Origin of the sequence: Pseudomonas sp. PDM24 (assembly GCF_019218905.1) — a bacterium.
Lineage (GTDB): Bacteria > Pseudomonadota > Gammaproteobacteria > Pseudomonadales > Pseudomonadaceae > Aquipseudomonas.
This window is the reverse complement of record NZ_JAHUWR010000008.1, coordinates 162,891-187,228: the sequence shown is the minus strand read 5'-3', so window position 1 is coordinate 187,228 and position 24,338 is coordinate 162,891. Positions and strand designations below refer to the sequence as shown.

The window sequence follows — 24,338 nt, the reverse complement described above, 5'->3', positions numbered from 1 at the left end:
CCGATCCAATTTAGCTGGCGACGATATTGACCAGTTTCCCGGGCACTACGATCACTTTTCGAATAGTCAGGCCATCGACGAAGCGCAGGACGTTTTCGTTGGCCCGTGCGGCCGCTTCGACTTCTTCGCGGCTGGCGCTGGCCGGCATTTCGAGGTGGCCGCGCAGCTTGCCGTTGACTTGAATGACAAGCTGCAGGCTGTCCTGTACCAGGGCGCTTTCATCCAGCACCGGCCAACCGGCATCGATGACCGGATCGGCGTGACCCAGGCGATGCCACAGTTCGTGGCTGATGTGCGGGGTGATCGGAGCCAGCAGCAGGACTACGGTTTCCAGACCCTCGTGAATCAGTGCGCGATCCTGTTCGGTGCTTTGCGCGGCTTTTTCCAGCACGTTCATCAGCGTCATCACTTGGGCGATGGCGGTGTTGAATTTGTGGTTCTGGCCGACGTCGTGGCTGGCCTGCTTGATGGCCTGGTGGATCGAACGGCGAATGGCTTTTTGCTCGTCGTTCAGGCTGGCGACGTCCAGTTTGCCCGGCAGGCCCTGAGTGACGTGCGCTTGAGCCAGGCGCCAGACGCGCTTGAGGAAGCGGTGCGAACCCTCTACGCCGGAGTCGGACCATTCCGCGCTCATGTCGGGTGGCGAGGCGAACATCATGAACAGGCGGCAGGTGTCTGCGCCGAACTGGTCAATCATCGATTGTGGGTCGACGCCGTTGTTCTTTGACTTGGCCATCTTCTCGGTGCCACCGATTTCCACCGGCAGGCCGTCTGCGATCAGCTTGGCGCTAATGACCTTGGCCTTGCTGTCGCGTTCAAGTTCGACATCCGCCGGGTTGAACCACGTGTAGGCACCGTTGGCTTCGCGACGGTAGTAAGTCTCGGCGATCACCATGCCCTGGGTCAGCAGGTTCTTGAATGGCTCGTTGGAGCTCACCAGGCCTTCATCACGCATCAGCTTGTGGAAGAAGCGCGCATAAAGCAGGTGAAGAATGGCGTGTTCGATGCCACCGATGTACTGATCCACCGGCAACCAATGGTCGGCCGCCGATTTTTCCACCAGACCACCTTCATAGTGTGGCGAGGCGTAGCGGGCGTAGTACCACGAGGACTCGACAAAGGTGTCCATGGTGTCGGTTTCACGCTTGGCTGCAGCGCCGCATTTCGGGCAGGTGCACTCGTAGAACTCGGGCATGCGCGCCAGTGGCGAACCGGCGCCGTCCGGTACGACGTCTTCCGGCAGCACCACGGGCAGTTGATCTTCCGGGACCGGCACATCACCGCAGGTGTCGCAGTGGATGATCGGGATCGGGCAGCCCCAGTAGCGCTGACGGCTGATGCCCCAGTCACGCAGGCGGAACTGGGTGCGCGAGGCACCGAGGTTTTTCTTGATCAGCGCCACTTCAATGGCGTCGAACGCACCTGCGAAGTCGAGGCCGTCGAATTCGCCGGAGTTGATCAGCGTGCCGTGCTCGCCGTACGCATCCTGCCAAGGAGCCGGGTTGGTGTCGCCGGAACTTGTGCGCACCACGGATTTGATCGGCAGGTTGTACTTGGTGGCGAACTCGAAATCACGTTCGTCGTGAGCCGGAACAGCCATGACCGCGCCATCGCCGTAATGCATCAGCACGTAGTTGGCGACCCACACCGGGAGTTTCTCCCCGGTCAGCGGGTGTTCGACGAACAGCGAGGTCGGCAGGCCTTTTTTCTCTTGAGTGGCGACGTCGGCTTCGGCAACGCTGCCGCCCTTGCATTCAGCGATGAACGCTTGCAGCTCAGGGTTGTTCTGCGCGGCCAGGGTCGCCAGATGGTGTTCGGCGGCCACCGCAACGTAGGTTGCGCCCATCAGGGTGTCCGGACGGGTAGTGAAAACTTTCAGTGCGCCGGCTTCGCCGATGGAGTCGACGTTGTACGGGAACTGCACTTCCATGCCGCGGGATTTGCCGATCCAGTTGCGCTGCATGGTCTTGACCTGTTCAGGCCAGCCCGTCAGTTCGTCGAGGCTTTCCAGCAGCTCATCCGCGTAGGCGGTGATCTTGAAGTAGTACATCGGGATTTCGCGCTTTTCGATCAGCGCGCCGGAACGCCAGCCGCGACCGTCGATCACTTGCTCGTTGGCCAGAACGGTCTGGTCGACCGGGTCCCAGTTCACAGTGCCGCTTTTTTTGTAAATCACGCCTTTTTCGAACAGGCGAGTGAACAGCCATTGTTCCCAGCGGTAGTAATCAGGCTTGCAGGTGGTCACTTCGCGCGACCAGTCCACCGCCAGGCCCAGGCTGCGCAGCTGGCTTTTCATGTAGGCGATGTTTTCGTAGGTCCACTTGGCGGGCGCTACGTTGTTCTTCATCGCGGCGTTTTCCGCCGGCATGCCGAAGGCGTCCCAACCCATGGGTTGCAGGACGTTCTTGCCTTGCATGCGCTGGTAGCGGGAGATCACGTCGCCGATGGTGTAGTTGCGCACGTGCCCCATGTGTAGCTTGCCGCTGGGGTAAGGGAACATCGACAGGCAGTAGAACGTCTCCTTGCCTGGCTGTTCACTGACTTCAAAGGACTTTTGCTCGTCCCAGAATGACTGGGCGGCGGCTTCGATTTCACGGGGCTGATATTGTTCGTGCATGGCTACTTTTGAACTGAATAGGGGTGGCCTAATCCTCTTCAATGCAACGCTGGACGGTGATAACGCCAAATCGGCGTTTCGGTGCCCAGGCGAGCTGGAAGTGGAGTTACAGGAAGCGCCGTAGCATACATGACCGCACTCTACCGAGGGAAACCCTGATTACACGCAAGGACGTGGCCAATACCCGCTCCGAGGGCCGTTGGTCGCGGCACTCAGCCGGTTTTTTCAGCGAGGCTAAGCTCTAAAAGGGGAGTGAGTCTTATCTTCAATGAGGTGATGGATGGTTGAGTCACAGCAAAAAGCTACAAAACCGGAGCTGTACGAAAAACTGATAGACCGTCTCGCAATGGCGCTGGATTCGGCCAAAACTGCCGGACGGCTGCGTGATGAGCGTCCCCTGGAGCTGGAGCTGCGTGGTTTGAGCCCCGCAGAGTTTGAACTGGTCAAGGCCTATCTGGATCGTAGTGAACGTGAAACGCAGGGATGCTTGTCAGCAGCAGTGAAGCAACTCGAGGCACCGCGTTCGGCCAAGATCATCTGGCTCAAGGATAAGGCACCCGGCAAAGGCGCGGGAAAGGTCCGGTCTTTGCAATTCAAGTAAGGGCACTTGAAGCCATGGAAAATGGTTTTTTGAAACAAAGTCCTTCCACATTTGTTGTCGCGTTGCGTCAACCCACCTAGGCTTCGGGCATCTATGGAGATGCCCGATGCCTTTTCGTTATTTCATTAAACAACTTCTTCTGCCGCCCGGCATTTTATTGCTGCTGCTGGTACTTGCCTGGTGGTGGCGCCGCTCAAGGCCGAGACTGGCGGGGGTGTGTTTCATCTTGGGCGTGGGCGGCTTCTGGTTGATGAGCCTGCCGGTCGTGGTGGAGTGGAGTGCCAAGGCGCTGGAGCGCGAGTCGCCGCTGGCGCGCGAGGAATGGGCAACCTTGGGCCGACGGGCGGACGCGATCGTGGTGCTGGGTTCAGGGCGTGAGCGGGGCGATCCGGCTTGGGGCGTTGACCAGCCGACCGGAGTAGGCCTGGGACGTGAGCGCTATGCCGCGCGCCTGGCCAAGGCGTCCGGCTTGCCGATTCTGACCAGCGGCGGCCTGCATTACGGCACTCCACCGACCGAAGCGAAGCTGATGGCGGACTCATTGCTCGATGATTTTGGCGTGACGGTACGCTGGCAGGAAGGGCGCAGCCGTACGACCTGGGAAAACGCGCAATTCAGCGCTCAGGTGTTGTTGCCGGAGGGGATCAAGCGGGTGGTGGTCGTGACTCAGGCCTGGCACATGCCGCGAGCGGTCTGGAGTTTCCAGCAGGCCGGATTTGAGGTAGTGCCCGCGCCAGTGGGGTTTTTAGGCGTGGACAATGCCCGGCCGCTGGGTGGCTGGATGCCGGAGTTCAAATCGATCTGGCAGAGCGGGCAGTTGATGAATGAGGCGGTGGGGCAGATCGGGTATTCGTTGTTTTATCGAGGCGGTGTTGACGCTGATTGATGTTGTGCCTGTGATGCCGTCTTCGCGAGCAAGCCCGCTCCCACATTGGATCTCGAGTGTTCATACATACTGTGTTCACCGTAGATCTACTGTGGGAGCGGGCTTGCTCGCGAAGCTTTAAACGGTTTTCGCCATCCGGTTGGCCACCAATGCCCAACCAAACAACAACACGCAACTGATGATCAACGGCCACGAACGCCATTGCAGGTAGGGCGTCAGGTTGTGCATCGGCACCACTTCGCCATACAGAATGCCTTGTTCGAACTGCGGGATCTGCACAGTGATCTGGCCAAACGGGTTGATCAGGCCGGTCACGCCGTTGTTGGTGGCGCGGATCATCCAGCGGCCGGCTTCAAGTGCGCGCATCTGCGCCATCTGCAAGTGTTGCAGCGGGCCGATCGAGGTGCCGAACCAGGTGTCGTTGCTGATGGTCAGCAGCAAATCGCTACGGGCAGCGAGGCCGGCGGCGAATTCCGGGTAGACCACTTCGTAGCAGATGAACGGCGCAATCTGATAACCCTTGGCTTGCAGCAGCGCTTGATCGGCCGGCCCTCGGGCGAAGTCGGACATCGGCAGGTCGAAGAAAGCGATCAGGCCGCGCAAGACTTCTTGCAGTGGCACGTATTCGCCGAACGGCACCAGTTTCTGCTTCAGGTAAGTGCCATCGCCTTCACCGACGACGGTAATGCCGTTGAAATAGCGCTTCTCGTGATGGAGTTCCTGGCGAATCGGCACGCCGGTGATCAACGCGGATTTACGCTCGGCGGCGAAGCTTCCCATCATGTTCAGATAGCCCTCGGCGGACTCCTTGAGCACCGGGACCGCCGTTTCCGGCCAGATCAGCAGGTCGACGCGTTTGGAACTGAAACTCATGTCGCGGTACAGCGCCAGCTGCGCATTGAGCTGCGAGGGGTCCCACTTCATGCTTTGTTCGATGTTGCCCTGAATCGCCGCGACGCTCAGTGGTGCGCCTGCCGGGCTGGTCCAGGCATGTTCCTTGAGCGCCATGCCGGCCACCCATGGGCCTGCCAGCAGTAACACGCCGACAGCGATGAAGCCTTTACGGCCAGTGCGTACCAGGCGCGCAGCGTTGTAGATCAGCGCAGCCGTCAGGGCCAGGGTGAAGGAAATCAGCCACATTCCGCCGACCGGCGCGAGCCCGGCCAGTGGGCCATCGAGCTGGCTGTAGCCGGAATAGAGCCATGGGAAACCGGTAAGGAACCAGCCGCGAAAGGCTTCCTGACCCACCCACAACGCCGCAAATGCCAAGGCATCGGCCAGAGGCGCTTCGTTACGGCGCAGCCAACGCGCCCAAATCCAGGCGGGCAGGGCGAAGAACCAGGCAATCGCCGCGGTGAACAGCAGCATCAAGAATCCGGCCAGCAGCACCGAGGCGCCACCAAAGTTGTGGATGCTGTAGTAGATCCAGCTAGTGCCCGCGGCAAACAGGCCGAAACCGAAACACCAGCCACGGCCCAAGGCCTGACGGGGGGTCAGTTCGCGCAAACCGGCATAAAAGAAACCGACCGCCAGCAATGCCAGCGGCCAGATATCGAACGGCGCCAGGGCCAGAGTGGTGAGTGCACCGGCCGCCACGGCCAGCAGGTTACCGGGCCAGCCGGGGCGGGTCATCCAGTGCATTTCTTTCCTTAATTTTTACCGGGCAATAGGTGTCAGACGCAGCAAGTGAATCCGACGGCTGTCGGCGTTCAGGATGCGGAAGCGATAGGCGCCGATTTCAGTGATTTCGTTGCGTTTTGGCAAGTGCCCGAACGCGCTCATCACCAAGCCACCGACGGTGTCGAATTCATCGTCGGAGAATTCGCTGTCGAAGAACTCGTTGAAGTTATCGATCGGCGTCAGGGCCTTGATCAGGAAGTCACCGCTGGGCAGCGGCTTGATGTAGCTGTCTTCTTCGACGTCGTGCTCGTCTTCGATGTCGCCGACGATCTGTTCCAGCACGTCTTCGATGGTCACCAGACCGGCCACGCCGCCGTATTCGTCAATGACGATGGCCATGTGGTTATGGTTGGCGCGAAACTCACGCAGCAGCACATTCAGGCGCTTGGACTCGGGCACGAAGGTCGCCGGGCGCAGCAGGTCCTTGATGTTGAAGCTGTCGCCGTTCTCCTTGAGGATCAACGGCAGCAAGTCCTTGGCCAGCAACACGCCCATCACGTCATCATGGCTTTCGCCGATCACCGGGTAGCGGGAGTGGGCCGAGTCGACCACGGCCGGCAGGAACTCGCGAGGTGTCTGGGTCGCCTTGATGCTGATCATCTGCGAGCGCGGGACCATGATGTCCCGTACTTGCAGGTCTGCAACCTGGATGGCGCCTTCGACGATGGCCAGCGCTTCGCTGTCCAGCAACTTGTTTTGATGGGCATCGCGCAGCAGCTCCAGCAGCTCCTGGCGGTTTTTCGGCTCGTGGGCAAAAGCCTGGGTGAGCTTACCCAGCCATGACTTCTGCCCGTTGCTCGATCGATCTTCGCTCATAGCGATTACTCTGAATCCTTTGTTGTTACGATTGGGGATGTGTCTGTTTCGTCGTCCGCATAAGGGTCTGGATGACCCAACTCTGCAAGCAACGTTCGTTCCAGTGCTTCCATCTCTTCGGCTTCATCGTCATCTATATGGTCGTAACCAAGCAGATGCAAGCAGCCGTGAATGACCAGGTGCGCCCAGTGAGCCTTTATTTCCTTGCCTTGTTCCGCCGCTTCGCGCTCGACCACCGCTACGCAGATCACCAGATCGCCGAGCAGGGGAATATCGAGAAACTCATCGGGGACATCGGCCGGAAACGACAAAACGTTGGTGGCGTAGTCTTTCTGCCGCCAGGTGAAGTTCAGTTCGCGGGCTTCCTCTTCATCGACCAAGCGGATGGTCATTTCGGAGTCGGCAGTACGCTGGCGCAGGGCCAGTTCGCACCATTGGCGGAATTCGGCTTCGCTTGGGGCAGACGCTTCGGTAGCCAGTTGCAGGTCAAGCTCAAGCATCGGGGCGAGTGTCCTTGGGAGAGGGCTTCGCCGTTTCGTCGGCTGTACGATTTTCGAAGCGCTCATAGGCCTCGACAATGCGTTGCACCAACGGATGGCGCACCACGTCCTTGGGCATGAAGTGGGTGAAGCTGATCCCCGGAACGTCTTTGAGCACCTCGATCACATGATGCAGCCCGGATTTGGTGCCTTTCGGCAGGTCGACCTGGGTGATGTCACCGGTGATGACCGCAGTGGAGCCGAAGCCGATGCGGGTCAGGAACATCTTCATCTGTTCGACGGTGGTGTTCTGGCTTTCGTCGAGGATGATGAAACTGTTGTTCAGCGTACGACCGCGCATGTAGGCCAGCGGCGCGACTTCGATCACTTGACGCTCGATCAGCTTGGCCACGTATTCGAAGCCGAGCATTTCGTAGAGCGCGTCGTAGAGCGGGCGCAGGTACGGATCGATCTTTTGCGACAGGTCACCCGGCAGGAAGCCGAGCTTTTCGCCCGCTTCAACCGCCGGACGAACCAGCAGAATACGGCGAATCTGCTCGCGTTCCAGCGCATCTACCGCGCAGGCAACGGCCAGATAGGTCTTGCCGGTACCGGCCGGGCCGATGCCGAAGTTGATGTCGTTACCGAGGATTTCCTTCACATAGCGCACCTGATTCAAGCCGCGAGGGCGAATCATGCCTTTCTTGGTGCGCAAGGCGACGGACGGTTCGGCGGGGGAATGGTTGTCCAGTTCCTCGACGGCCGATTCCTGCAGGAACAGGTGAACCATGTCTGGCGACAGCTCGGTACCTTTGGTTTCCCGGTACAAGCGGCGCAGAAGGTTTTCCGCGGAGGTGGTGTGCTTGGGCTCGCCGATCAGTTCGAACTGATTTCCGCGGTTGCGGATCTCGATCGCGAGGCGCTGTTCGATCAAGCGCAGATGCTCGTCGAATTGCCCGCACAGATTGGCGAAGCGGCGAGCTTCAAAAGGCTCGAGGATGAAACGATGTGGTTCTATGGGTGCGTTCAAGGTCGTATTTAGCCGCCCTGGGGCAATTATGATGAATCAAGGATAGCGCCAGTCGCCTGGGTACGAAAGCTCTTAAACCGACCAATGTTGAACACCGTCCTTGTAGGAGCGAGGCTTGCCCGCGAAGAACGATAACGCGGTCCGTCAGACAGACTGCGGTGCGGCCTTCGCGGGCAAGCCTCGCTCCTACAACAGCGAGCCCCGCAGCGAGTGCGGTTGCGCGGCATCGATGCGCACATCGGCGAACTGGCCGATCAGGGTCGGATTGTCGCAGCGGAAGTTGACGATACGATTATTCTCGGTCCGGCCTTGCAGTTCACCGGGGTCTTTTTTCGAATAATCGGTGACCAGAATCCGCTGAATGGAGCCCACCATTTGTCGGCTGATCTCGAAACCTTGCTGGTTGAGGCGATGTTGCAGGGCGTTCAAGCGTTCTTTTTTCAGTTCTTCCGGCGTTTCGTCGGCCAGATCGGCGGCCGGCGTGCCCGGACGCTGGCTATAGACGAACGAGTAGGAAAAGTCGAAACCGACGTCTTCGATCAGCTTCATGGTCTGTTCGAAGTCTTTTTCGGTCTCGCCCGGGAAACCGACGATGAAGTCAGAACTGATGCAGATCCCCGGCACGGCGGCCCGCAACTTGCGCAGTTTGGATTTGTACTCCAGTGCGGTGTGGTTGCGCTTCATCGCCGCGAGGATCCGGTCGGAACCCGATTGCACCGGCAAATGCAGGTGTTTCACCAGCTCCGGCACGTCGGCGTGGGCCTGGATCAGGCTGTCGGAGAATTCCAGCGGGTGCGAGGTAGTGTAGCGAATCCGGTCGATGCCATCGACAGCGGCTACTACCCGGATCAATTCCGCCAGATCAGCCAGGCGCCCATCATGAGTGGTGCCGCGATAACCGTTGACGTTCTGCCCCAGCAAGGTCACTTCGCGCACGCCGTTTTCGGCCAGGTGAATGATCTCGGCAATCACGTCGTCGAACGGTCGGCTGACTTCTTCACCGCGCGTATAAGGCACCACGCAGAACGTGCAGTACTTGCTGCAGCCTTCCATGACCGACACGTAAGCGCTCGGCCCGTCGATGCGCGGCTCGGGCAAGTGGTCGAATTTTTCGATTTCCGGGAACGAGACGTCGACTTGCGGCAGTTTGGTCAGGCGCGCGGCGTCGATCATTTCCGGCAGGCGGTGCAGGGTCTGCGGGCCGAATACCACGTCCACGTACGGAGCGCGGTCACGAATGGCCGCGCCTTCCTGGCTGGCTACGCAGCCGCCGACGGCGATGACCATTTCCGGGTTAGCCAGTTTCAATTCGCGCCAGCGACCCAGCTGGGAATACACCCGGTCCTGGGCGCGTTCGCGGATCGAGCAGGTGTTGAGCAGGATCACGTCGGCGTCTTCAGCGCGAGCGGTGACTTCCAGGGCCTGGTGTTCACCCAGCAGATCGACCATGCGCGAGCTGTCGTACTCGTTCATCTGGCAACCGTGGGTTTCGATGTAAAGCTTCTTGGCCATGGATAGAGTCATCACGTGATTCAAAGAACCGCGCATTATAGGGAACATGCACCAAGGTTCCTACCGTTGCGCGTCCGGTGGCTATGCTATAGTTCGCGCCCTCATTTTTATCCCCGATGTGTTACCCGCCCACCATGACCAAACGTGAAGCTCCAATCTACAAGGTGATTTTCCTCAATCAGGGCCAGGTGTACGAAATGTACGCCAAGCAGATCTATCAAAGTGATCTGTGGGGCTTCCTGGAAGTGGAAGAGTTCGTCTTTGGCGAGCGCACGCAAGTGGTCGTCGATCCGAGCGAAGAGAAGCTCAAGGCTCAGTTCGAAGGCGTTGTACGCAGTTTTGTACCGATGCATTCGATCGTGCGCATCGACGAGGTCGAGCGCTTGGGCACACCGAAAATCAGCGAAGCCCGTGGCGCGGTCGGCAATGTCATGCCGTTTCCGATGCCGATGCCTGAGAAGTAGTCTTCAAGACCGAGCCGCCCCCTTCGCGAGCAAGCCTCGCTCCTACAGGCCCGCGCTGCCCTTGTAGGAGCGAGGCTTGCCCGCGAAGAGGCCAGAAAGACCAACACAGAATTCAGGGCAGTGGCGAAAACGGCGTACGCCCATCGGCGCTCTGCAATTCCATCAGGTATTTACGGAAAATTTGCCCCAGTACCTGGGTAGCGACTTCCAGATCTTCGCGGGGCATTTTTTCGGCGACTTCGTCGGCGGTGTCCAGCGCCTCTTCGGCGCCGTTGACCGCGGCCATTTTCAGCACGATATACGCCTGAACGTTATTGGCCGGTACGCCTTCGCCATGGAAGAACATGGTGCCAAGTTTGAATTGCGCCTGGGCGTGGCCTTGCAGCGAGGCCTTTTCGAAGTAGCTCAGGGCTTGATTGAGGTCGCGCGGCGCGTTTTTGCCGTCGTAGTAGAACTCACCCAACTCGTATTGCGCTTGCGCATCCCCTTCATCCGACGCTTTCTGACAGGCGGCGAGCGCTTGCGTCAGGTCTTGCGGCTGAGTATTGAGGGTGCAGCGACCCATCGCCGGGATCAACAACGAGTTGCCGCCTGCTTGTGCGAGCGCGAGCAGGGGCTGAAGGAGCAACAGGCAGCCCAATGCAAGGGTGCGGCCGGTGCGGTTCATGGGAATCGACTTACCTCTGAGGGGCGCGTGGACCCATCGAGGGGATCCAATAAGCGCGCATTATGAAATAAGCAGGGCCAACCTTACAAAGTCTTTACTCGTTTTTCTGCTGCACGGGAAATATATCGCCCACTTTGCGGGGGATTATTGGCAGATGAGTAGGAAAAAGGGCGCGAATGTAGGTGAAAGCTGACATTGGCAATGGCCAACGTCAGCGTTGCAGCTTTATTTCAATGCGGCGAATGCACGCTCGGCGGCGTCCAGTGTCAGTTTCAACTCGGTCTCACCGTGGGCGATCGAGGTGAAACCGGCTTCGAAGGCGCTTGGCGCCAGGTACACGCCGCCTTCGAGCATCAGGTGGAAGAAACGCCCGAACAGGCCGGCATCGCTGGCCATCACATCCTCGAAGGTCACGATGTCGTCGGCGCCGCTGAAGTACAGACCGAACATGCCGCCGGCCTGAGTGGTCACGAACGGAATGCCGGCGGCGTCGGCGCGCTGTTGCAGACCATCAAGCAGACGGCTGGTGTAGTCGCTCAGCTCGGCGTGGAAACCAGGACGACTGATCAGGCGCAGCGTGGTCAGGCCCGCCGCCATCGCCAGCGGGTTACCCGACAACGTGCCGGCCTGGTAGACCGGCCCCAGTGGCGCGATTTGCTCCATGATCTTGCGTTTGCCGCCGAAGCAGCCAACCGGCATGCCGCCACCGATGATCTTGCCGAAGGTGCTCAGGTCCGGCGTGACGCCGTAGTGGGCTTGGGCACCACCGAGGGCGACACGGAAACCGGTCATCACTTCGTCGAAAATCAGCACCACGCCGTGCTTGTCGCACAGGGTCCGCAGGCCTTCAAGGAAGCCCGGTGCCGGCGGTACGCAGTTCATGTTGCCGGCCACGGGCTCGACGATGATGCAGGCCACGTCCTGGCCGACTTCGGCGAGCATGGTTGCTACCGCGTCGATGTCGTTGAACGGCAGGGTCAGGGTGTGTTTGGCGAACGCCGCCGGTACACCGGCCGAACTTGGTACGCCTTGGGTCAGGGCGCCGGAACCGGCCTTGACCAGCAGGCTGTCGGAGTGGCCGTGGTAGCAGCCTTCGAACTTGATGATGCTGTCACGGCCGGTAAAGCCACGGGCCAGACGGATGGCGCTCATGGTCGCTTCGGTGCCGGAGCTGACCATGCGCACCATTTCCATCGACGGCACGATCGAGCAGACCAGATCGGCCATTTCGGTTTCCATCGCGGTCGGGGCGCCGTAGGACAGGCCGTGTTCCAGCTGTTTGCGCACCGCGTCCAGCACGTCCGGATGGCTGTGGCCGAGAATCATCGGCCCCCAGGAACCGACGTAATCCACATAGCGCTTGTCATCTTCGTCGGTGACGTAGGCGCCTTCGGCGTGTTTGAAGAACAGCGGCGTGCCGCCAACACTCTTGAACGCACGAACAGGCGAGTTCACGCCTCCGGGAATGTGTTTTTGGGCATTGGCAAACAGGGTTTCGGAACGAGACATGATCGGGCTCTCAAAAATCAGGATTTGAACAATTCGTTAAAGGCGCGGGCGCGGCGTGTCACTTCAGCCGGGCTGTCGGCGCCAAACAGGCCATGCACCACCGCCAGCAAGTCGACCCCGTGGGCCACCAGTGGCGCAGCGTTGTCCAGCGTGATGCCGCCGATCGCGCAGATCGGCAGATGCAATTTGCTGCGGGCCTGATCAAGCAGTTCGAGGCCGCAGGCCGGTGCGCCGGGTTTGGTATTGGAATTGAAGAAGCGACCGAAGGCGACGTAACTGGCGCCTTCTTTGGCGGCTTGTTCGGCGAGTTCGAGTTGCGCGTGGCAGGTCGAACCGATGATGGCCTGACGACCGAGCAGTGCCCGAACCGGCATCAGCGGGCCATCGGTCTGGCCCAGGTGCACGCCGACGTTCAGGCGTGCGGCCAGTTCGGCGTCATCGTTGATGATCAGATGAGTCTTGTAGCGTTCGCACAGATCGCGCAGGGCTTCGGCTTCGCGCAGGCGGCGGGCCTCGTCGCTGCTCTTGTCACGGTATTGCAGCAGGGTGACGCCGCCTTCGAGCGCCGCCTCCACGTACGAAAGAAATTTCCCGGCCAGTAACTGGCTGTCGGTAATGGCGTACAGGCCACGTAGTTTCATCGGACAAGCCTCATGGCGTTACGAACAGAAGTCCAGTGGCAAGCGGCGCGGCACGAACTGGCCTTTGCCCAGCTGCTCCGCATCACGCAAGGTGCGCCAAGTGTAGTCAAGCGCGCTCTTTACGGCACTGGCGAGGTGTTCGCCCTGGGCCAGACGACCGGCGAGGGCGCTGGCCAGCGTGCAACCGGAACCGTGATAACTGCCGGGCAGGCGCTGGCAGGTAAAGGTTTCGCGGCGACCGTCGCGGCTGTACAGGCGATTGTGTATTTCGTGTTCGTCGCCATGACCGCCGGTGATCAGCAGGTGTTTGACGAATGGCAGAAGTTTTTCAGCGCACTCGTCCGCGGTGCCTTCGGGCAGTTCGGCGAGAATGCGAGCTTCGGGAAGGTTGGGGGTGGCAATGATCGACAGCGGCAACAGGCGTTCGCGCATGGCGTAGCCGACTTCGTCTTTGCCCAGTCGTCCACCGCCGCCGGCGCGCAGCACCGGGTCGCAGACCACCGGCAAATGCGGGTGTGCTGAAAGCAGTTCGACCACGGTGTCGACCATTTCCAGGGAACCGAGCATGCCCAGTTTGACGGCGGCGACTTCGGAGTCATTGAGCACGGCGTTGGCCTGGGCCAACACCCACTCGCGATCGAGAACGCGGAAGTCAGTGACGTTGACGGTGTCTTGCACCGTCAGGGCGGTGACGGCCGGAGCCGCATGACAACCCTGAGCGAGCAGGGCTTCGATATCTGCCTGCAAGCCGGCGCCACCACTAGGGTCGTGGCCGGAGAGACAGAGGACAACGGGGCGAGAGCTGTAGATATTCATGGTGCGCGAGCTTACCACCAAACATGTTTTTTCGGGTGTCGGCCCGTGAACCGTGACGCGGTCCCTGTAGCAGCTGCCGAAGGCTGCGTTCGGCCGCGTAGCGGTCGTCAAGCCTGTGTTCACGGTTAGCCTGATGCACTGCGGTGATTGATTTTGCAACGGCTTCGCCGTTGAACGCAGCCTTCGGCAGCTGCTACAGAGGGATGTGTGCCGGGTACCCTTGTCACAACCTGACCAAGCCAACAGCTCTAACTCAATGTATAGAGCTGGAACGCTTGTTCTAGAGCCTTTTCAGGAAAAATTTCAATGGTGTTCAATGGCCATCAACGGCTATGCTAGAGTGGATCCAAACCAATAACAGGTAATACCGGTTTTACGTCTACTCAAAAGGAATGGGGGGCTTCCTGACAGAACCGGACAGGCCACGCTGGGGCTTAAATGCGCTATTTGCTGATGTTGCTGTTGTGCTTGCCCCTCCTGGCGAGCGCCGTCGAATTCGACGAGTTCACCCAGAGCCTTCCCCTGGGCCGAACGATGCAGGTTTATGAAGACGCGGGCGGTCAGGCGACCATCGCCGATGTCCGTGCGCAAGCGGCGGCCGGGCAGTTCAAGCCTCATGATAAAGCCACCCTGAACGCCGGTTATTCGCGTTCGGCGTTCTGGCTGAAAATCGATTTGCAGTACCGCCCGACCAACCCGTCGGCGCAACGGACCTGGTTGCTGGAACTGGCTTATCCGCCTCTCGATCACCTTGATCTGTACTTGGCCGATGCTGGCGGTGACTATCAATTGGTCCGACAGACCGGCGATGCGTTTCCGTTCGCCACTCGCGAGATCCGCCAGAACAACTATCTGTTTGGTCTGAACTTTGCGCCCGAGCAGGCGCAAACCGTGTATTTGCGCCTGCAAAGCCAAGGCTCGATTCAGGCGCCCGTCACCTTGTGGTCAAGCACCGCTTACCTCGAAGAGCAGCCGGTGCGGCTTTATGTGCTGGGGCTGATTTATGGTGTGTTGCTGGGGATGCTGGTCTACAACCTGTTCATCTTTCTCAGCGTGCGCGACACCAGCTACTTCTATTACATCGTCTATATCGCCTCGTTCGGCTTGTATCAGCTGTCAGTGAATGGCGCGGCCGTGGAGTATTTCTGGCCGAACAACCCTTGGTGGGCCAACGCCGCGACGCCGTTCTTCATCGGCTGTTCGGGATTGTTCGGCAGCCAGTTCGCCCGCAGCTTCTTGCAGACGGCCACCCACAGTCGCTGGCTCGACCGTTTGCTGCTGGCGTTGATTGCGTTCAGTGCGCTGGTGGTCGGGTTGTCATTAATGACCAATTACGCCCTGGCCCTGCGTCTGGCGACGTTGCTGGCGTTGGTTTTCACCGTGGTGATTTTCGCCGCCGGGATTTTCGCCTGGTGGCGTGGCCTGCGGGTCGCGCGGTATTTCATCATTGCCTGGTCGGCGTTCCTGCTCGGTGGTGTGGTCAACACCCTGATGGTGCTGGGTTATTTGCCCAACGTATTCCTGACCATGTACGCCAGCCAGATCGGCTCGGCGATCGAAGTGGCGCTGCTGTCCCTGGCCCTGGCCGATCGCATCAACGCCATGCGCGAGCAACAGGCGCAAACGCTGTTTGATGCCGGTCAGAAGCTCGAAGTGTTGAACCAGCAACTGGCTCACAGCAACAAGCTCAAGGACGAATTCCTCGCCACCCTGACCCACGAACTGCGCACGCCCATGAATGGTGTAATCGGTTCGCTGGAGTTGATGCAAACCGTCGAGATGAACCCTGAGATGGAGCAATATCAGCAAACGGCTGCAGGTTCGGCGCGGGACATGATGCGCATGGTCAACGGCATCCTCACCCTGACCGAATTGCAGGCCGGCAAACTCAAGGTCTATCCGGACACCTTCAGTTTGCGCGGTGTGGTCGAGGCCTTGCGTCTGCAGTTCGATGGCAATGCGGCGAGCAAGTCGCTGGACTTCAAGGTCGAGGTGACATCCGGGCTGCCGGATCGTTTGCACGGCGACAGCGGCAAGCTGACGCAATGCCTGGAATGCCTGCTGGATAACGCGATCAAATTCACCCGGGTCGGCGGATTGGCGCTGCGGGTGACGGGTAAACCGGTAGCGCCCGATCGGCTGGCGCTGTCCTTTGCGGTGATCGATACCGGCATTGGCTTCACCGATTTGGACGAGGCAACGCTGTATCAACGCTTTTTTCAGGTCGACGGCTCGATGACCCGTGAATACGGTGGTTTGGGTGTTGGCCTGGCCATTTGTCGGCAACTGGTCGAATTGCTCGGCGGGCGCCTGAGCCATCGCTCGGAACCGGGTCGCGGCAGTCGCTTTCAACTGGACGTCGAGTTCGAGCTGCCGTTGCCGGTGGTGGAATCTGCACCCGCAATCACCCGGCAAACCACCGGCCTGCGTTTGCCTCAGGACTGCACGGTGTTGCTGGTCGATGACAACAGCATCAATCAATTGGTGATGCGTGGCATGTTGCTCAAGCTTGGGTTCCGCGTGCGCACCGCTGACAGCGGCGTCGCGGCGCTCGATCTCTTGCAGCGTGAAACCGTTGATGCGGCGCTGCTCGACTGTCAGCTGCCGCCACTGGATGGCGTCTCGATCTGCGGTCGGATCCGCGCCTTGCCGGGTTGTGCCGAGTTACCCGTGTTCATGATCGCCCAGAGTGCGGATCGAGCCTACTGCCCAAGCGACACCTTGCTCGACTACCTGAGCAAACCGGTGAAATTCGAAGATTTACAGGCGGCGCTCTATCGGCGGGTGCTCTGTCCAGGGCAAGGCGAAAGCGCCGACAGTTAGGCAGATATGCCACTTTGTTCAACCTCGGGGCGGTGCTTAACTGAAAGTCCCTTGGCTGACCAAAGGAGCCCCGTCATGAACCTGCATCAGTTCGCCGAAACCCACGAAGTCACCAATCAGCCGCCGTCGCTGGACGGCGCCAACCTCTATCGCATCGACCTGCCTTTGCAGGAGTGGTCGCGGCGTTTCGATGCCGGTTGGGCCGAGTCGCGAATTGACGCTTATGGCGCATTGGCCGGCGGGCCGCTGATGGAGGCGGGGTTTGCGGCCAATCAGAACAAACCGGTGTTCGTCAGTCATGACCGCTACGGTCATCGCATCGATCTGGTGGAGTTTCATCCCGCCTACCACGAATTGATGCGCACGGCGGTGGAGCATGGCCTGACAAGCTTGCCCTGGACCGACCCGCAATCGGGCGCCCACGTTGCCCGTGCATCCATGACCTATTTACACAGTCAGGCTGAAGCCGGCAGTGGTTGCCCGCTGACCATGACCTTCGCCAGCGTCCCGGCGATGCGCCTGCAACCGGATCTGGCCGAACAATGGCTGCCGAAAATCCTCGCCACCGAATACGACCCGCGCAACGTCGGCATGGCCCACAAGGCCGGGGTCACTATCGGCATGGCCATGACCGAGAAACAGGGCGGCACCGACGTGCGGGCCAACACCACCAAGGCGTATCCGGTCGGCGCCAGCGGTCCCGGTCAGGCGTATGAACTGGTGGGCCATAAGTGGTTTTGCTCGGCGCCGATGTGCGACGCCTTCCTGACCTTGGCCCAGACCGACAAAGGCTTGACCTGTTTCCTGCTGCCGCGTCATCGCCCGGACGACACACGCAATCAGTTCTACATACAGCGGCTGAAAAACAAACTCGGCAACTGGTCCAATGCCTCCAGCGAGGTGGAGTTCCGTGGCGCCCTGGCCTGGATGGTCGGCGAAGAGGGCCGGGGTGTTCCAACCATCATCGAAATGGTCGCCATGACCCGCTTCGATTGCATGGTCGGCTCCAGTGCGCTGATGCGCCAGGCCCTGACCCAGGCCAGCCATCACTGCGCCCACCGCAAGGTCGCAGGCAAATTGCTCAGCGAGCAACCCTTGATGCAAAACGTGCTGGCCGACCTGGCCCTGGAAAGCGAAGCGGCGTTGGCTTTGAGTTTTCGCATGGGCCGGGCGCTGGATCATCTGGATGACAATCACGAAGCGAAATTCGCCCGACTGGTGACGGCGGTGGGCAAGTACTGGATCTGCAAACGCGCGCCCGCGATGATCAATGAGGCTGCCGAATGCATGGGCGGCGCCGGTTATGTCGAAGAAAGCATCCTGCCGCGTCTGTACCGTGAGGCCCCGGTCAACTCGACGTGGGAAGGTTCCGGCAACGTGCAATGCCTCGACGTATTACGCGCATTGTCGAAAGAGCAGGGTGTGCTTGATGTGCTGTTCAGCGAGTTGGGCGACGGTCATGGCGACAAACGCCTGGCCGCACACATCAGCCAATTGCAGGCGGCGTTCAAGGACACCGACGACATTCAATACCGCGCCCGCCAGCTCACCGAAGACATTGCCTTGGGGCTTCAGGCCAAGTTGTTGCTGGAGGCGGGGAATGCGGCGGTCAGTGATGCTTTTATCGCCAGCCGTCTGGGTTCGGCCGGTCGGGTGTATGGAACATTGCCGCGCGGGCTGGATGTGGAAGCGATTGTTGCCCGGTCGACGCCGCAAGGATTCTGACCACTCCTTTGTGATCGACGCAAATAAATGTGGGAGCGGGCTTGCTCGCGAATGCGGCCTGTCAGTCAACATCATTGTTGAATGGTAAACCGCATTCGCGAGCAAGCCCGCTCCCACAGGGTTCCCGTGAAGCGATGATGCAGGCAAGATGAAGGTCTGCAAGTCAGAACACAGGAAGCTGATCGTGACCGAAGCGTTTATTGTCGTTCAAACCGCCGAGCAAGCCGTGGATCGGCTTGCTGCCTTGCACGAGCGTGCAACCACCGCGCTGAATCAGGCGCTCAAGCGTTATCTCAAGGATCGCGTCGAACCGGACGCTGAACAGCGGGCTCTGTTTCGTTATCCCGAGTTGCGTCTGACCTACCTTTGCCAGGGCGAAGTCCCACAGACCACTCGCGCCTATGCCAAGGTTCAACTGCCGGGAACCTACAGCGTCACCGTCACCCATCCCCGGGCTTTCCGCAAATACCTGCTGGAACAACTCGTCCCGTTGATGCACGACTTCACCGTGACCGTGGAAGTCGGCGTCAGCCAGCAGAACATTCCTTATCCGTACGTGGTCGAGCAGGGCGATGAGCTGGCCGGTTCCGGCGTTACGGCGGCAGTGCTGGCGCGAGTGTTCCCGAGTACGGATTTGTCGGCCGCCACCGATGGCATCGCCGATGGCTTGTACGACTGGGAAAACACCGACCCGTTGCCACTGGCCCTGTTCGACGCCGCGCGGGTGGACTTCTCCCTGCGCCGACTGGTGCATTACACCGGCAGCGACTGGCGCCATGTGCAGCCGTGGATTCTGCTGACCAACTACCACCGCTACGTCGACCAGTTCATCGTTCATGGCCTGGAGCAACTGCGCAACGACCCGCGTTTTGTGCGCATGGTGTTGCCCGGCAACGTGATCATCGAAAAGAGCATGGACCATGGCGAAGCGTCGGCGATTGCCGCGGGCGTGGTCTGGCACCGTTACCAGATGCCGGCCTATCACCTGATCGCCAGCGACGGCCATGGCGTGACCCTGGTGAACATTGGCGTCGGCCCGTCCAACGCCAAGAACATCACCGACCACCTGGCGGTGCTGCGTCCGCATTGCTGGCTGATGATTGGTCACTGTGGCGGCTTGCGTCAGTCGCAGACCATTGGCGACTACGTGCTGGCCCACGCTTACATGCGCCGCGACGGGATTCTCGATCGCGTCGTGCCGCCGAACATTCCGATTCCGGCCCTGGCTGAAGTGCAGATGGCGTTGCAGCAAGCGGCGGCCAACATCACCGGTGAGAAGGGCGACGAGCTGAAGAAGCGTCTGCGTACCGGCACCGTGTTGACCTACGACGACCGTAACTGGGAGCTGCGCTGGGCGCAGGAACGTCCGCTGATCAACCTGTCCCGCGCTGTGGCGGTGGACATGGAAAGTGGCACCATCGCCGCCCAGGGTTATCGCTTGCGGGTGCCGTACGGCACGTTGCTCTGCGTATCGGATAAACCGTTGCACAGCGAAATCAAACTGCCGGGTTCGGCCAACGCTTTCTATGAACGCGCGGTCAGCCAGCACTTGAAGATCGGCATCGAAGCGGTGGATCTGTTGCGCACCGAGCTCAACTCGCTGCACTCGCGCAAACTGCGCAGCTTCGACGAGCCGCCGTTCCGCTGATCGAGAGTTGTCATGGTCATTTGGCGGTCAGGGCACTAGCATTAGCAGCCCTGACCGTTAGATGTTCCTTTCCTCATGTCTCGTCCACAACGTCCCGTCTCTCGCCGCCCTGGCGCGAACAACCCGCAATCAGCCCCGCGCCGTGTCGCCAAAGCGCCGCCGGCCGAGCCGAAGCTGATTCTGTTCAACAAACCTTTTGATGTGCTGACGCAATTCAGCGACGGCGAAGGGCGGGCGACGCTCAAGGATTTCATCGAGATTCCGGGAATCTACCCGGCAGGGCGGCTGGACCGCGACAGCGAAGGCTTGCTGTTGCTGACCAACGACGGCCAGCTTCAGGCGCGAATTGCCGACCCGAAACACAAACTGGCCAAGACTTACTGGGTGCAAGTGGAAGGTGAGCCAACCGCCGAGCAGTTGCAGCGATTGCGCGATGGCGTCGAGCTGAACGACGGCATGACGTTGCCGGCTGAAGCGCGGCAATTGGATGAGCCTGAACTGTGGCCGCGCAACCCGCCAGTGCGCTTTCGTAAAAGCGTGCCGACCAGTTGGCTGGAACTGGTGATTCGCGAAGGCCGCAACCGTCAGGTACGACGCATGACTGCGGCGGTCGGCTTGCCGACGTTGCGTCTGGTGCGGGTCAGAATCGGTGACTGGTCGATCGAAGGGCTCGATCAGGGCCAGTGGAAGGAAGTGCCGGCGCGCTTATAGAGTGCCGGATTCGATCAGGCCGATGACCACGCTTTTGATCACGAACGCGGCCACGCCCAGCCCTAGTACGAAGAACAGAATGAACGAGCCGAAGCGCCCGGCCTTGGATTTTTTCGCCAGATCCCAGACGATGAAACCCATGAAAATGATCAGGATGCTGACCAGTCCAGTCATCATCCACTCTTCGAGTACTGCAGGATCCATTGAACATCTCCAGCGTGGGCGGGGCTAAAAGGCGCTGGAGTATACGCCACGACGAATTGGCGGAGTATTGACCTGCGTCGGTGTGTCGCAGTCATTCGTCGCCTGTTCCGGCGCCTTCGCGAGCAAGCCCGCTCCCACATTTGGAATGCATTCCCCTGTGGGAGCGGGCTTGCTCGCGAAGGCGTCCTCAGCTGCGCAGATGAGTCAGCGGCAACTCGGTACTGTTGAGCACCTGATTAAGCACAAAACTCGACCGCACACTGGTCACCCCTTCAATCCGGGTGAGATGCCCCAGCAGCAGTTTCTGATAGTGGTCCATGTCCGGCACCACCACCTTGAGCTGATAATCGGCATCCATCCCCGTCACCAGGCTGCATTCCAGCACCTGCGGCAAGGTGCGAATGGCGGCTTCGAAGTTCTCGAACCGCTCGGGAGTATGGCGGTCCATGCCGATCAGCACGTAGGCGGTCAGGCTCAGGCCGAGCATCTTGCGGTCCAGCAGGGCGACCTGGCGGGTGATGTAACCGTCGTCTTCCAGCTGCTTGACCCGCCGCGAGCAAGGCGAAGGCGACAGGCCGATGCGTTCGGCCAGCTCCTGATTGGAGATGCGCGCGTCGCGCTGTAATTCAGCCAAAATGCTCAGGTCGTATCGGTCGAGTTTGCTCATCAATCAGGCCTTTGTCATAACTATTGCGGCGGATTATCTATCCTGAGTTAAAAATTGCGCAAGTGATGTTTATTTGAGCAATCTTCGCAATCCTCTGCCGGTGCTCCGGGCCTATTCTTATCACCAGAATCACTGCTCGGACAAACAGTCCAGTGCGGCTCGCCCAATCAGGCCAGCTGCGGTCGCCACCCCCACCGGGGATGTGTCGACCCCCGAGCTACACACTGTCCAGAAGACGGCGTGAGGTGAGCCGACGTCATAAGCGTCGAGCACGGACGAAGTTCTCAAAGGGAGGCCGACGGGTCTCCCTTTTTTCTTGCCCGGAATTTATGGGCGACCCTCAATAAATAAGTTGCGTGACTGATAACCTGTTGCAGAACCGGCCTGTGCTTTCCCAGTCTTACGTACAGGCCCTAACCCGCAGTGAGGAAAAGCATGAAGTCGCGCATCTGGCGTTTGGCCGGTGTTGGTTTGCTATGTGTGAGTGTCACTGCGCAATCGCTGGCCGATGAGCCGCAAATCCGTGGGCCTGATGGCGGCCAACGCGGGCCGGATCATCAGGGCAAAGGTCAGGGGCATGACAGTAACAATCAGCCACACCGGCAGAACAACGAAATCATTCGTGGTGACAACAGCCGCCAGTTCGAGCTCCACGACCAGAATCAGGGCGGCGAGCGTCAGAACCGTCCGTCGCACGATCCCAATGTTCAGGGCCGACCGCCGCAACAACCCAGTAACAATCTGCCAATTCAGGGCCGGCCCGACACCGTGCGCCAGACCCAGGAACCCCGGCGTGGCTACTATCAGGACGAGCAGCCGCGCAACTATGACAACCAGCACTGGCAGAGTGGCGGGCAGGGCTCACGTCATGATGATCGTCGCTGGCCCGGTCGCCCGGATGGGCGCGGCAATGGCTGGGGCCCCGGCCCACAGTATCGCCCGGGGTACGTGATCGACCGCTTCCCGGAGCGCAACTACCGCGTGCCGTATCGTGGCCAGGATTATTTCTATTCCGGTGGTTATTGGTATCGCCCGCAAGGCCCGCGTTACGTGGTGGTTCAGCCACCTCGCGGGATTCGGGTCAGCTATTTGCCCGATTACGCGCGTGAAGTGTGGATCGGCGGTGCGCTGTTGTTCCTGGCGGCCGGCGCGTATTACGCCTATCAGGAGAGCACTCGGGATTACGTCGTGGTCGAACCACCGGTGCAGCCGCAACCGGTGAGCAGTGGTTATGACGTGGTGGCGTATCCGGCCAACGGCCAGTCGCCGGAGGAGGTCAGTCGGGACGGTTACGAGTGTTATCGCTGGGCCGTGGAGCAGAGCGGTTTCGATCCGCGTGCCGTCACCTATCAACCGGCCCCGTCGGTGGTGCAAGTCTACCGACAGGCCCAGGGCAACTGCCTGAGCAGTCGCGGTTATCAGGTGAGCTACTGAGCCCCGGCGGCGTTCACCACTTCCTGCGGGTCGGCGTGCACCAGCACTTCGGCTCGCGGGTAAGCAGCGTGAATTGCATCGGCGGCTTGATCGCTGATGCCGTGGGCGACTGACAGCGTCAGCTCTCCCGGCAACTCCAGATGCAATTGCACAAACCACTGGTTGCCGGAGATTCGTGTGCGCAGATCGTGGGCGCCCAAAACCCCCGGCACGCTGCAGGCCAGTTCAAGCATGTGCTGGCTGACACCCGGCGGCAGCTCTTCATCCATCAGCACGGCAAAACTCTCTCGGGCGATATGAATGGCGCTCCAGAGGATGTAGGCGGCGATCCCCAATCCGAACCAGGGGTCGACTTGATGCCAGCCAAACCCGGCCAACACCAGCGCCACCAGAATGCTGCCGTTGAGCAGCAAGTCTGAGCGGTAATGCAAGGAGTCGGCACTCACGACGTTAGAACCGGTTGCCTTGATCACCCGATGTTGCAACATCAGCAGGGCCACGGTCAGGGCGAGGGAGAACACAATCACCCCGATGCTGAGCCACGCAGCACCTATCGGCTCCGGATGTTTCAACCGTTCGATCGCCTGCAAGGCAATCAGCACGGCACTGCCGCCAATGAACAGCGCCTGAGCCATGCCCGCCAATGATTCGGCCTTGCCATGCCCGTACCGATGATCGTCGTCGGCCGGGCGCAAGGCGTAATGCACGGCCAGCAGATTGAGCAGCGAGCTGACGCCATCGAGTGCAGAATCGGTCAGCCCGGCGAGCATGCTCACCGAACCGCTCAACCACCAGGCGATGGCTTTGGCGACGATCAAGATGCACGCCACCGCCACCGAGGCGCGCGTCGCCAGCCGTAGCAGGCGGGCGTGTTCGGTACTGCTGGTCATAAGTGCGGCTTTTCCTTTTTGGTGCACCGATTACGCGGCCGGTTGCAGGCCAAACATGGCCAGTTGCTGGGTGCTGCCCTTGTGCTGGATCAGACGTGGATCGTCCAGTGGGAAGCTGCGGCCCAGTTCACTTTCCAGAATAGTCTGCAACTTGTGGTTATCGACCTTGCCGTCGGCGCCGATGGCTTCCTTGAGTTTTTCCGGGGCCACCTGAGCAGTGCGGCCCGGTTCGAAGTAAATGGCGCCCGTGGCGAAGTCCACCGCAAAGGCGATCAGGCCTGGGATGATGTAAAACAGCAGGCCCACGGCATCCAGCGCGACGATGACCGGGTCGATCTTGCCATCGATCTGCCCGCGACGATCGGGGTAGAAAATCGTGCCGCAGGCGGTCATTTGGGTCAGCAAAGTCGCGACCAATACACCGCCGATCAAGCGAAAGGGAGCACGCATGTGAAATCTCCTGGGTTATCTGGAAACGAAGGGACGTCTATATGAATTAGGACCGCGCCGAACGCCGT

General features: G+C 60.1%; 22 protein-coding genes. 8 read left to right on the top strand and 14 right to left on the bottom strand.

What is annotated here, in order from left to right; genetic code table 11:
* Positions 1-10: 10 nt before the first annotated feature.
* A complete protein-coding gene (leuS, locus tag KW837_RS24170) occupies positions 11-2,617 on the bottom strand; it encodes a leucine--tRNA ligase (protein WP_218398853.1) in 2,607 nt (868 codons plus the stop codon).
* A gap of 280 nt (positions 2,618-2,897) precedes the next feature.
* On the opposite strand from leuS, the gene KW837_RS24165 reads away from it, so the two are divergent.
* Together KW837_RS24165 and KW837_RS24160 are read left to right on the top strand one after the other, a co-directional pair.
* Positions 2,898-3,218, top strand: coding sequence for a hypothetical protein (locus tag KW837_RS24165; RefSeq protein ID WP_123498571.1), 321 nt, complete (start codon positions 2,898-2,900; stop codon positions 3,216-3,218).
* Positions 3,219-3,324: 106 nt separating this feature from the next.
* Complete coding sequence (locus KW837_RS24160) at positions 3,325-4,104, top strand: YdcF family protein (RefSeq protein WP_218398852.1); 780 nt, start codon at positions 3,325-3,327, stop codon at positions 4,102-4,104.
* A 117-nt stretch (positions 4,105-4,221) separates the two neighbouring features.
* Here the strand turns inward: KW837_RS24160 and lnt are convergent, their stop codons facing one another.
* The 5 genes from lnt to miaB all read right to left on the bottom strand — a co-directional run bounded on the left by lnt (position 4,222) and on the right by miaB (position 9,621).
* The gene (lnt, locus tag KW837_RS24155) at positions 4,222-5,745 is read right to left on the bottom strand and encodes an apolipoprotein N-acyltransferase (protein WP_218398851.1); all 1,524 of its coding nucleotides are present in this window, start codon (positions 5,743-5,745) and stop codon (positions 4,222-4,224) included.
* 15 nt (positions 5,746-5,760) lie between these two features.
* Positions 5,761-6,600 carry an HlyC/CorC family transporter gene (locus tag KW837_RS24150; RefSeq protein ID WP_007894419.1) on the bottom strand — a complete coding sequence of 280 codons (840 nt, stop codon included), beginning with the start codon at positions 6,598-6,600 and terminating at the stop codon, positions 5,761-5,763.
* 5 nt (positions 6,601-6,605) lie between these two features.
* Positions 6,606-7,100 (bottom strand): rRNA maturation RNase YbeY, encoded by a 495-nt coding sequence (ybeY, locus tag KW837_RS24145; protein WP_218398850.1) that lies wholly within the window; start codon positions 7,098-7,100, stop codon positions 6,606-6,608.
* Positions 7,093-8,109: a PhoH family protein gene (locus tag KW837_RS24140; protein WP_123498577.1), complete on the bottom strand. Its 1,017-nt coding sequence runs from the start codon at positions 8,107-8,109 to the stop codon at positions 7,093-7,095. The genes ybeY and KW837_RS24140 overlap by 8 nt, the downstream gene beginning before the upstream one ends.
* A 186-nt stretch (positions 8,110-8,295) precedes the next feature.
* Entirely contained in the window at positions 8,296-9,621 is a 1,326-nt protein-coding gene (gene miaB / locus KW837_RS24135) for a tRNA (N6-isopentenyl adenosine(37)-C2)-methylthiotransferase MiaB (RefSeq protein WP_218398849.1), read from the bottom strand.
* Between the two features lie 134 nt (positions 9,622-9,755).
* On the opposite strand from miaB, the gene KW837_RS24130 reads away from it, so the two are divergent.
* On the top strand, positions 9,756-10,085 hold the full coding sequence (locus tag KW837_RS24130) for a DUF1820 family protein (RefSeq protein WP_007894425.1): 330 nt from the start codon (positions 9,756-9,758) through the stop codon (positions 10,083-10,085).
* Positions 10,086-10,197: 112 nt separating this feature from the next.
* On the opposite strand, the gene KW837_RS24125 is transcribed toward KW837_RS24130, so the two are convergent.
* The 4 genes from KW837_RS24125 to KW837_RS24110 all read right to left on the bottom strand — a co-directional run bounded on the left by KW837_RS24125 (position 10,198) and on the right by KW837_RS24110 (position 13,718).
* Positions 10,198-10,752: a tetratricopeptide repeat protein gene (locus KW837_RS24125; RefSeq protein WP_008070087.1), complete on the bottom strand. Its 555-nt coding sequence runs from the start codon at positions 10,750-10,752 to the stop codon at positions 10,198-10,200.
* Between the two features lie 225 nt (positions 10,753-10,977).
* Complete coding sequence (gene hemL / locus KW837_RS24120) at positions 10,978-12,261, bottom strand: glutamate-1-semialdehyde 2,1-aminomutase (protein WP_123498583.1); 1,284 nt, start codon at positions 12,259-12,261, stop codon at positions 10,978-10,980.
* Between the two features lie 17 nt (positions 12,262-12,278).
* Positions 12,279-12,902 (bottom strand): thiamine phosphate synthase, encoded by a 624-nt coding sequence (thiE, locus tag KW837_RS24115; RefSeq protein WP_123498585.1) that lies wholly within the window; start codon positions 12,900-12,902, stop codon positions 12,279-12,281.
* Between the two features lie 18 nt (positions 12,903-12,920).
* Positions 12,921-13,718: a hydroxymethylpyrimidine/phosphomethylpyrimidine kinase gene (locus tag KW837_RS24110; RefSeq protein ID WP_008012635.1), complete on the bottom strand. Its 798-nt coding sequence runs from the start codon at positions 13,716-13,718 to the stop codon at positions 12,921-12,923.
* A gap of 438 nt (positions 13,719-14,156) precedes the next feature.
* On the opposite strand from KW837_RS24110, the gene KW837_RS24105 reads away from it, so the two are divergent.
* The 4 genes from KW837_RS24105 to KW837_RS24090 all read left to right on the top strand — a co-directional run bounded on the left by KW837_RS24105 (position 14,157) and on the right by KW837_RS24090 (position 20,625).
* Positions 14,157-16,541, top strand: coding sequence for a hybrid sensor histidine kinase/response regulator (locus KW837_RS24105; RefSeq protein ID WP_218398848.1), 2,385 nt, complete (start codon positions 14,157-14,159; stop codon positions 16,539-16,541).
* Between the two features lie 75 nt (positions 16,542-16,616).
* Positions 16,617-18,266, top strand: a complete 1,650-nt coding sequence (locus KW837_RS24100; RefSeq protein WP_218398847.1) for an acyl-CoA dehydrogenase family protein — start codon at positions 16,617-16,619, stop codon at positions 18,264-18,266.
* 148 nt (positions 18,267-18,414) lie between these two features.
* Entirely contained in the window at positions 18,415-19,914 is a 1,500-nt protein-coding gene (amn, locus tag KW837_RS24095; RefSeq protein WP_217858147.1) for an AMP nucleosidase, read from the top strand.
* A gap of 75 nt (positions 19,915-19,989) precedes the next feature.
* Positions 19,990-20,625, top strand: coding sequence for a pseudouridine synthase (locus KW837_RS24090; protein ID WP_123720516.1), 636 nt, complete (start codon positions 19,990-19,992; stop codon positions 20,623-20,625).
* Here the strand turns inward: KW837_RS24090 and KW837_RS24085 are convergent.
* Together KW837_RS24085 and KW837_RS24080 are read right to left on the bottom strand one after the other, a co-directional pair.
* Complete coding sequence (locus KW837_RS24085) at positions 20,620-20,829, bottom strand: DUF2788 domain-containing protein (protein ID WP_007894445.1); 210 nt, start codon at positions 20,827-20,829, stop codon at positions 20,620-20,622. The two genes, KW837_RS24090 and KW837_RS24085, sit on opposite strands and share 6 nt — an antisense overlap.
* Positions 20,830-21,016: 187 nt before the next feature.
* Positions 21,017-21,496, bottom strand: a complete 480-nt coding sequence (locus KW837_RS24080) for an Lrp/AsnC family transcriptional regulator (RefSeq protein WP_007894448.1) — start codon at positions 21,494-21,496, stop codon at positions 21,017-21,019.
* A gap of 435 nt (positions 21,497-21,931) precedes the next feature.
* Here KW837_RS24080 and KW837_RS24075 point away from each other — a divergent pair, with 435 nt between their 5' ends.
* A complete protein-coding gene (locus KW837_RS24075; protein ID WP_218398846.1) occupies positions 21,932-22,930 on the top strand; it encodes a DUF6515 family protein in 999 nt (332 codons plus the stop codon).
* On the opposite strand, the gene KW837_RS24070 is transcribed toward KW837_RS24075, so the two are convergent.
* Positions 22,924-23,820, bottom strand: a complete 897-nt coding sequence (locus tag KW837_RS24070; protein ID WP_218398845.1) for a cation diffusion facilitator family transporter — start codon at positions 23,818-23,820, stop codon at positions 22,924-22,926. The two genes, KW837_RS24075 and KW837_RS24070, sit on opposite strands and share 7 nt — an antisense overlap.
* Positions 23,821-23,850: 30 nt before the next feature.
* A complete protein-coding gene (locus KW837_RS24065; RefSeq protein WP_218398844.1) occupies positions 23,851-24,270 on the bottom strand; it encodes a polyribonucleotide nucleotidyltransferase in 420 nt (139 codons plus the stop codon).
* Between the last annotated feature and the right edge of the window lie 68 nt (positions 24,271-24,338).

What these genes read in the sequence shown, in the direction of transcription:
- KW837_RS24070 (WP_218398845.1), bottom strand. Translation starts at nt 23,820, where the DNA reads ATGACCAGCAGTACCGAACACGCCCGCCTGCTACGGCTGGCGACGCGC.
- KW837_RS24105 (WP_218398848.1), top strand. Translation starts at nt 14,157, where the DNA reads ATGCGCTATTTGCTGATGTTGCTGTTGTGCTTGCCCCTCCTGGCGAGC.
- leuS (WP_218398853.1), bottom strand. Translation starts at nt 2,617, where the DNA reads ATGCACGAACAATATCAGCCCCGTGAAATCGAAGCCGCCGCCCAGTCA.
- KW837_RS24125 (WP_008070087.1), bottom strand. Translation starts at nt 10,752, where the DNA reads ATGAACCGCACCGGCCGCACCCTTGCATTGGGCTGCCTGTTGCTCCTT.
- miaB (WP_218398849.1), bottom strand. Translation starts at nt 9,621, where the DNA reads ATGGCCAAGAAGCTTTACATCGAAACCCACGGTTGCCAGATGAACGAG.
- KW837_RS24085 (WP_007894445.1), bottom strand. Translation starts at nt 20,829, where the DNA reads ATGGATCCTGCAGTACTCGAAGAGTGGATGATGACTGGACTGGTCAGC.
- KW837_RS24150 (WP_007894419.1), bottom strand. Translation starts at nt 6,600, where the DNA reads ATGAGCGAAGATCGATCGAGCAACGGGCAGAAGTCATGGCTGGGTAAG.
- KW837_RS24065 (WP_218398844.1), bottom strand. Translation starts at nt 24,270, where the DNA reads ATGCGTGCTCCCTTTCGCTTGATCGGCGGTGTATTGGTCGCGACTTTG.
- hemL (WP_123498583.1), bottom strand. Translation starts at nt 12,261, where the DNA reads ATGTCTCGTTCCGAAACCCTGTTTGCCAATGCCCAAAAACACATTCCC.
- KW837_RS24130 (WP_007894425.1), top strand. Translation starts at nt 9,756, where the DNA reads ATGACCAAACGTGAAGCTCCAATCTACAAGGTGATTTTCCTCAATCAG.
- KW837_RS24110 (WP_008012635.1), bottom strand. Translation starts at nt 13,718, where the DNA reads ATGAATATCTACAGCTCTCGCCCCGTTGTCCTCTGTCTCTCCGGCCAC.
- ybeY (WP_218398850.1), bottom strand. Translation starts at nt 7,100, where the DNA reads ATGCTTGAGCTTGACCTGCAACTGGCTACCGAAGCGTCTGCCCCAAGC.
- KW837_RS24160 (WP_218398852.1), top strand. Translation starts at nt 3,325, where the DNA reads ATGCCTTTTCGTTATTTCATTAAACAACTTCTTCTGCCGCCCGGCATT.
- KW837_RS24165 (WP_123498571.1), top strand. Translation starts at nt 2,898, where the DNA reads ATGGTTGAGTCACAGCAAAAAGCTACAAAACCGGAGCTGTACGAAAAA.
- lnt (WP_218398851.1), bottom strand. Translation starts at nt 5,745, where the DNA reads ATGCACTGGATGACCCGCCCCGGCTGGCCCGGTAACCTGCTGGCCGTG.
- KW837_RS24080 (WP_007894448.1), bottom strand. Translation starts at nt 21,496, where the DNA reads ATGAGCAAACTCGACCGATACGACCTGAGCATTTTGGCTGAATTACAG.
- amn (WP_217858147.1), top strand. Translation starts at nt 18,415, where the DNA reads ATGAAGGTCTGCAAGTCAGAACACAGGAAGCTGATCGTGACCGAAGCG.
- KW837_RS24100 (WP_218398847.1), top strand. Translation starts at nt 16,617, where the DNA reads ATGAACCTGCATCAGTTCGCCGAAACCCACGAAGTCACCAATCAGCCG.
- thiE (WP_123498585.1), bottom strand. Translation starts at nt 12,902, where the DNA reads ATGAAACTACGTGGCCTGTACGCCATTACCGACAGCCAGTTACTGGCC.
- KW837_RS24090 (WP_123720516.1), top strand. Translation starts at nt 19,990, where the DNA reads ATGTCTCGTCCACAACGTCCCGTCTCTCGCCGCCCTGGCGCGAACAAC.
- KW837_RS24075 (WP_218398846.1), top strand. Translation starts at nt 21,932, where the DNA reads ATGAAGTCGCGCATCTGGCGTTTGGCCGGTGTTGGTTTGCTATGTGTG.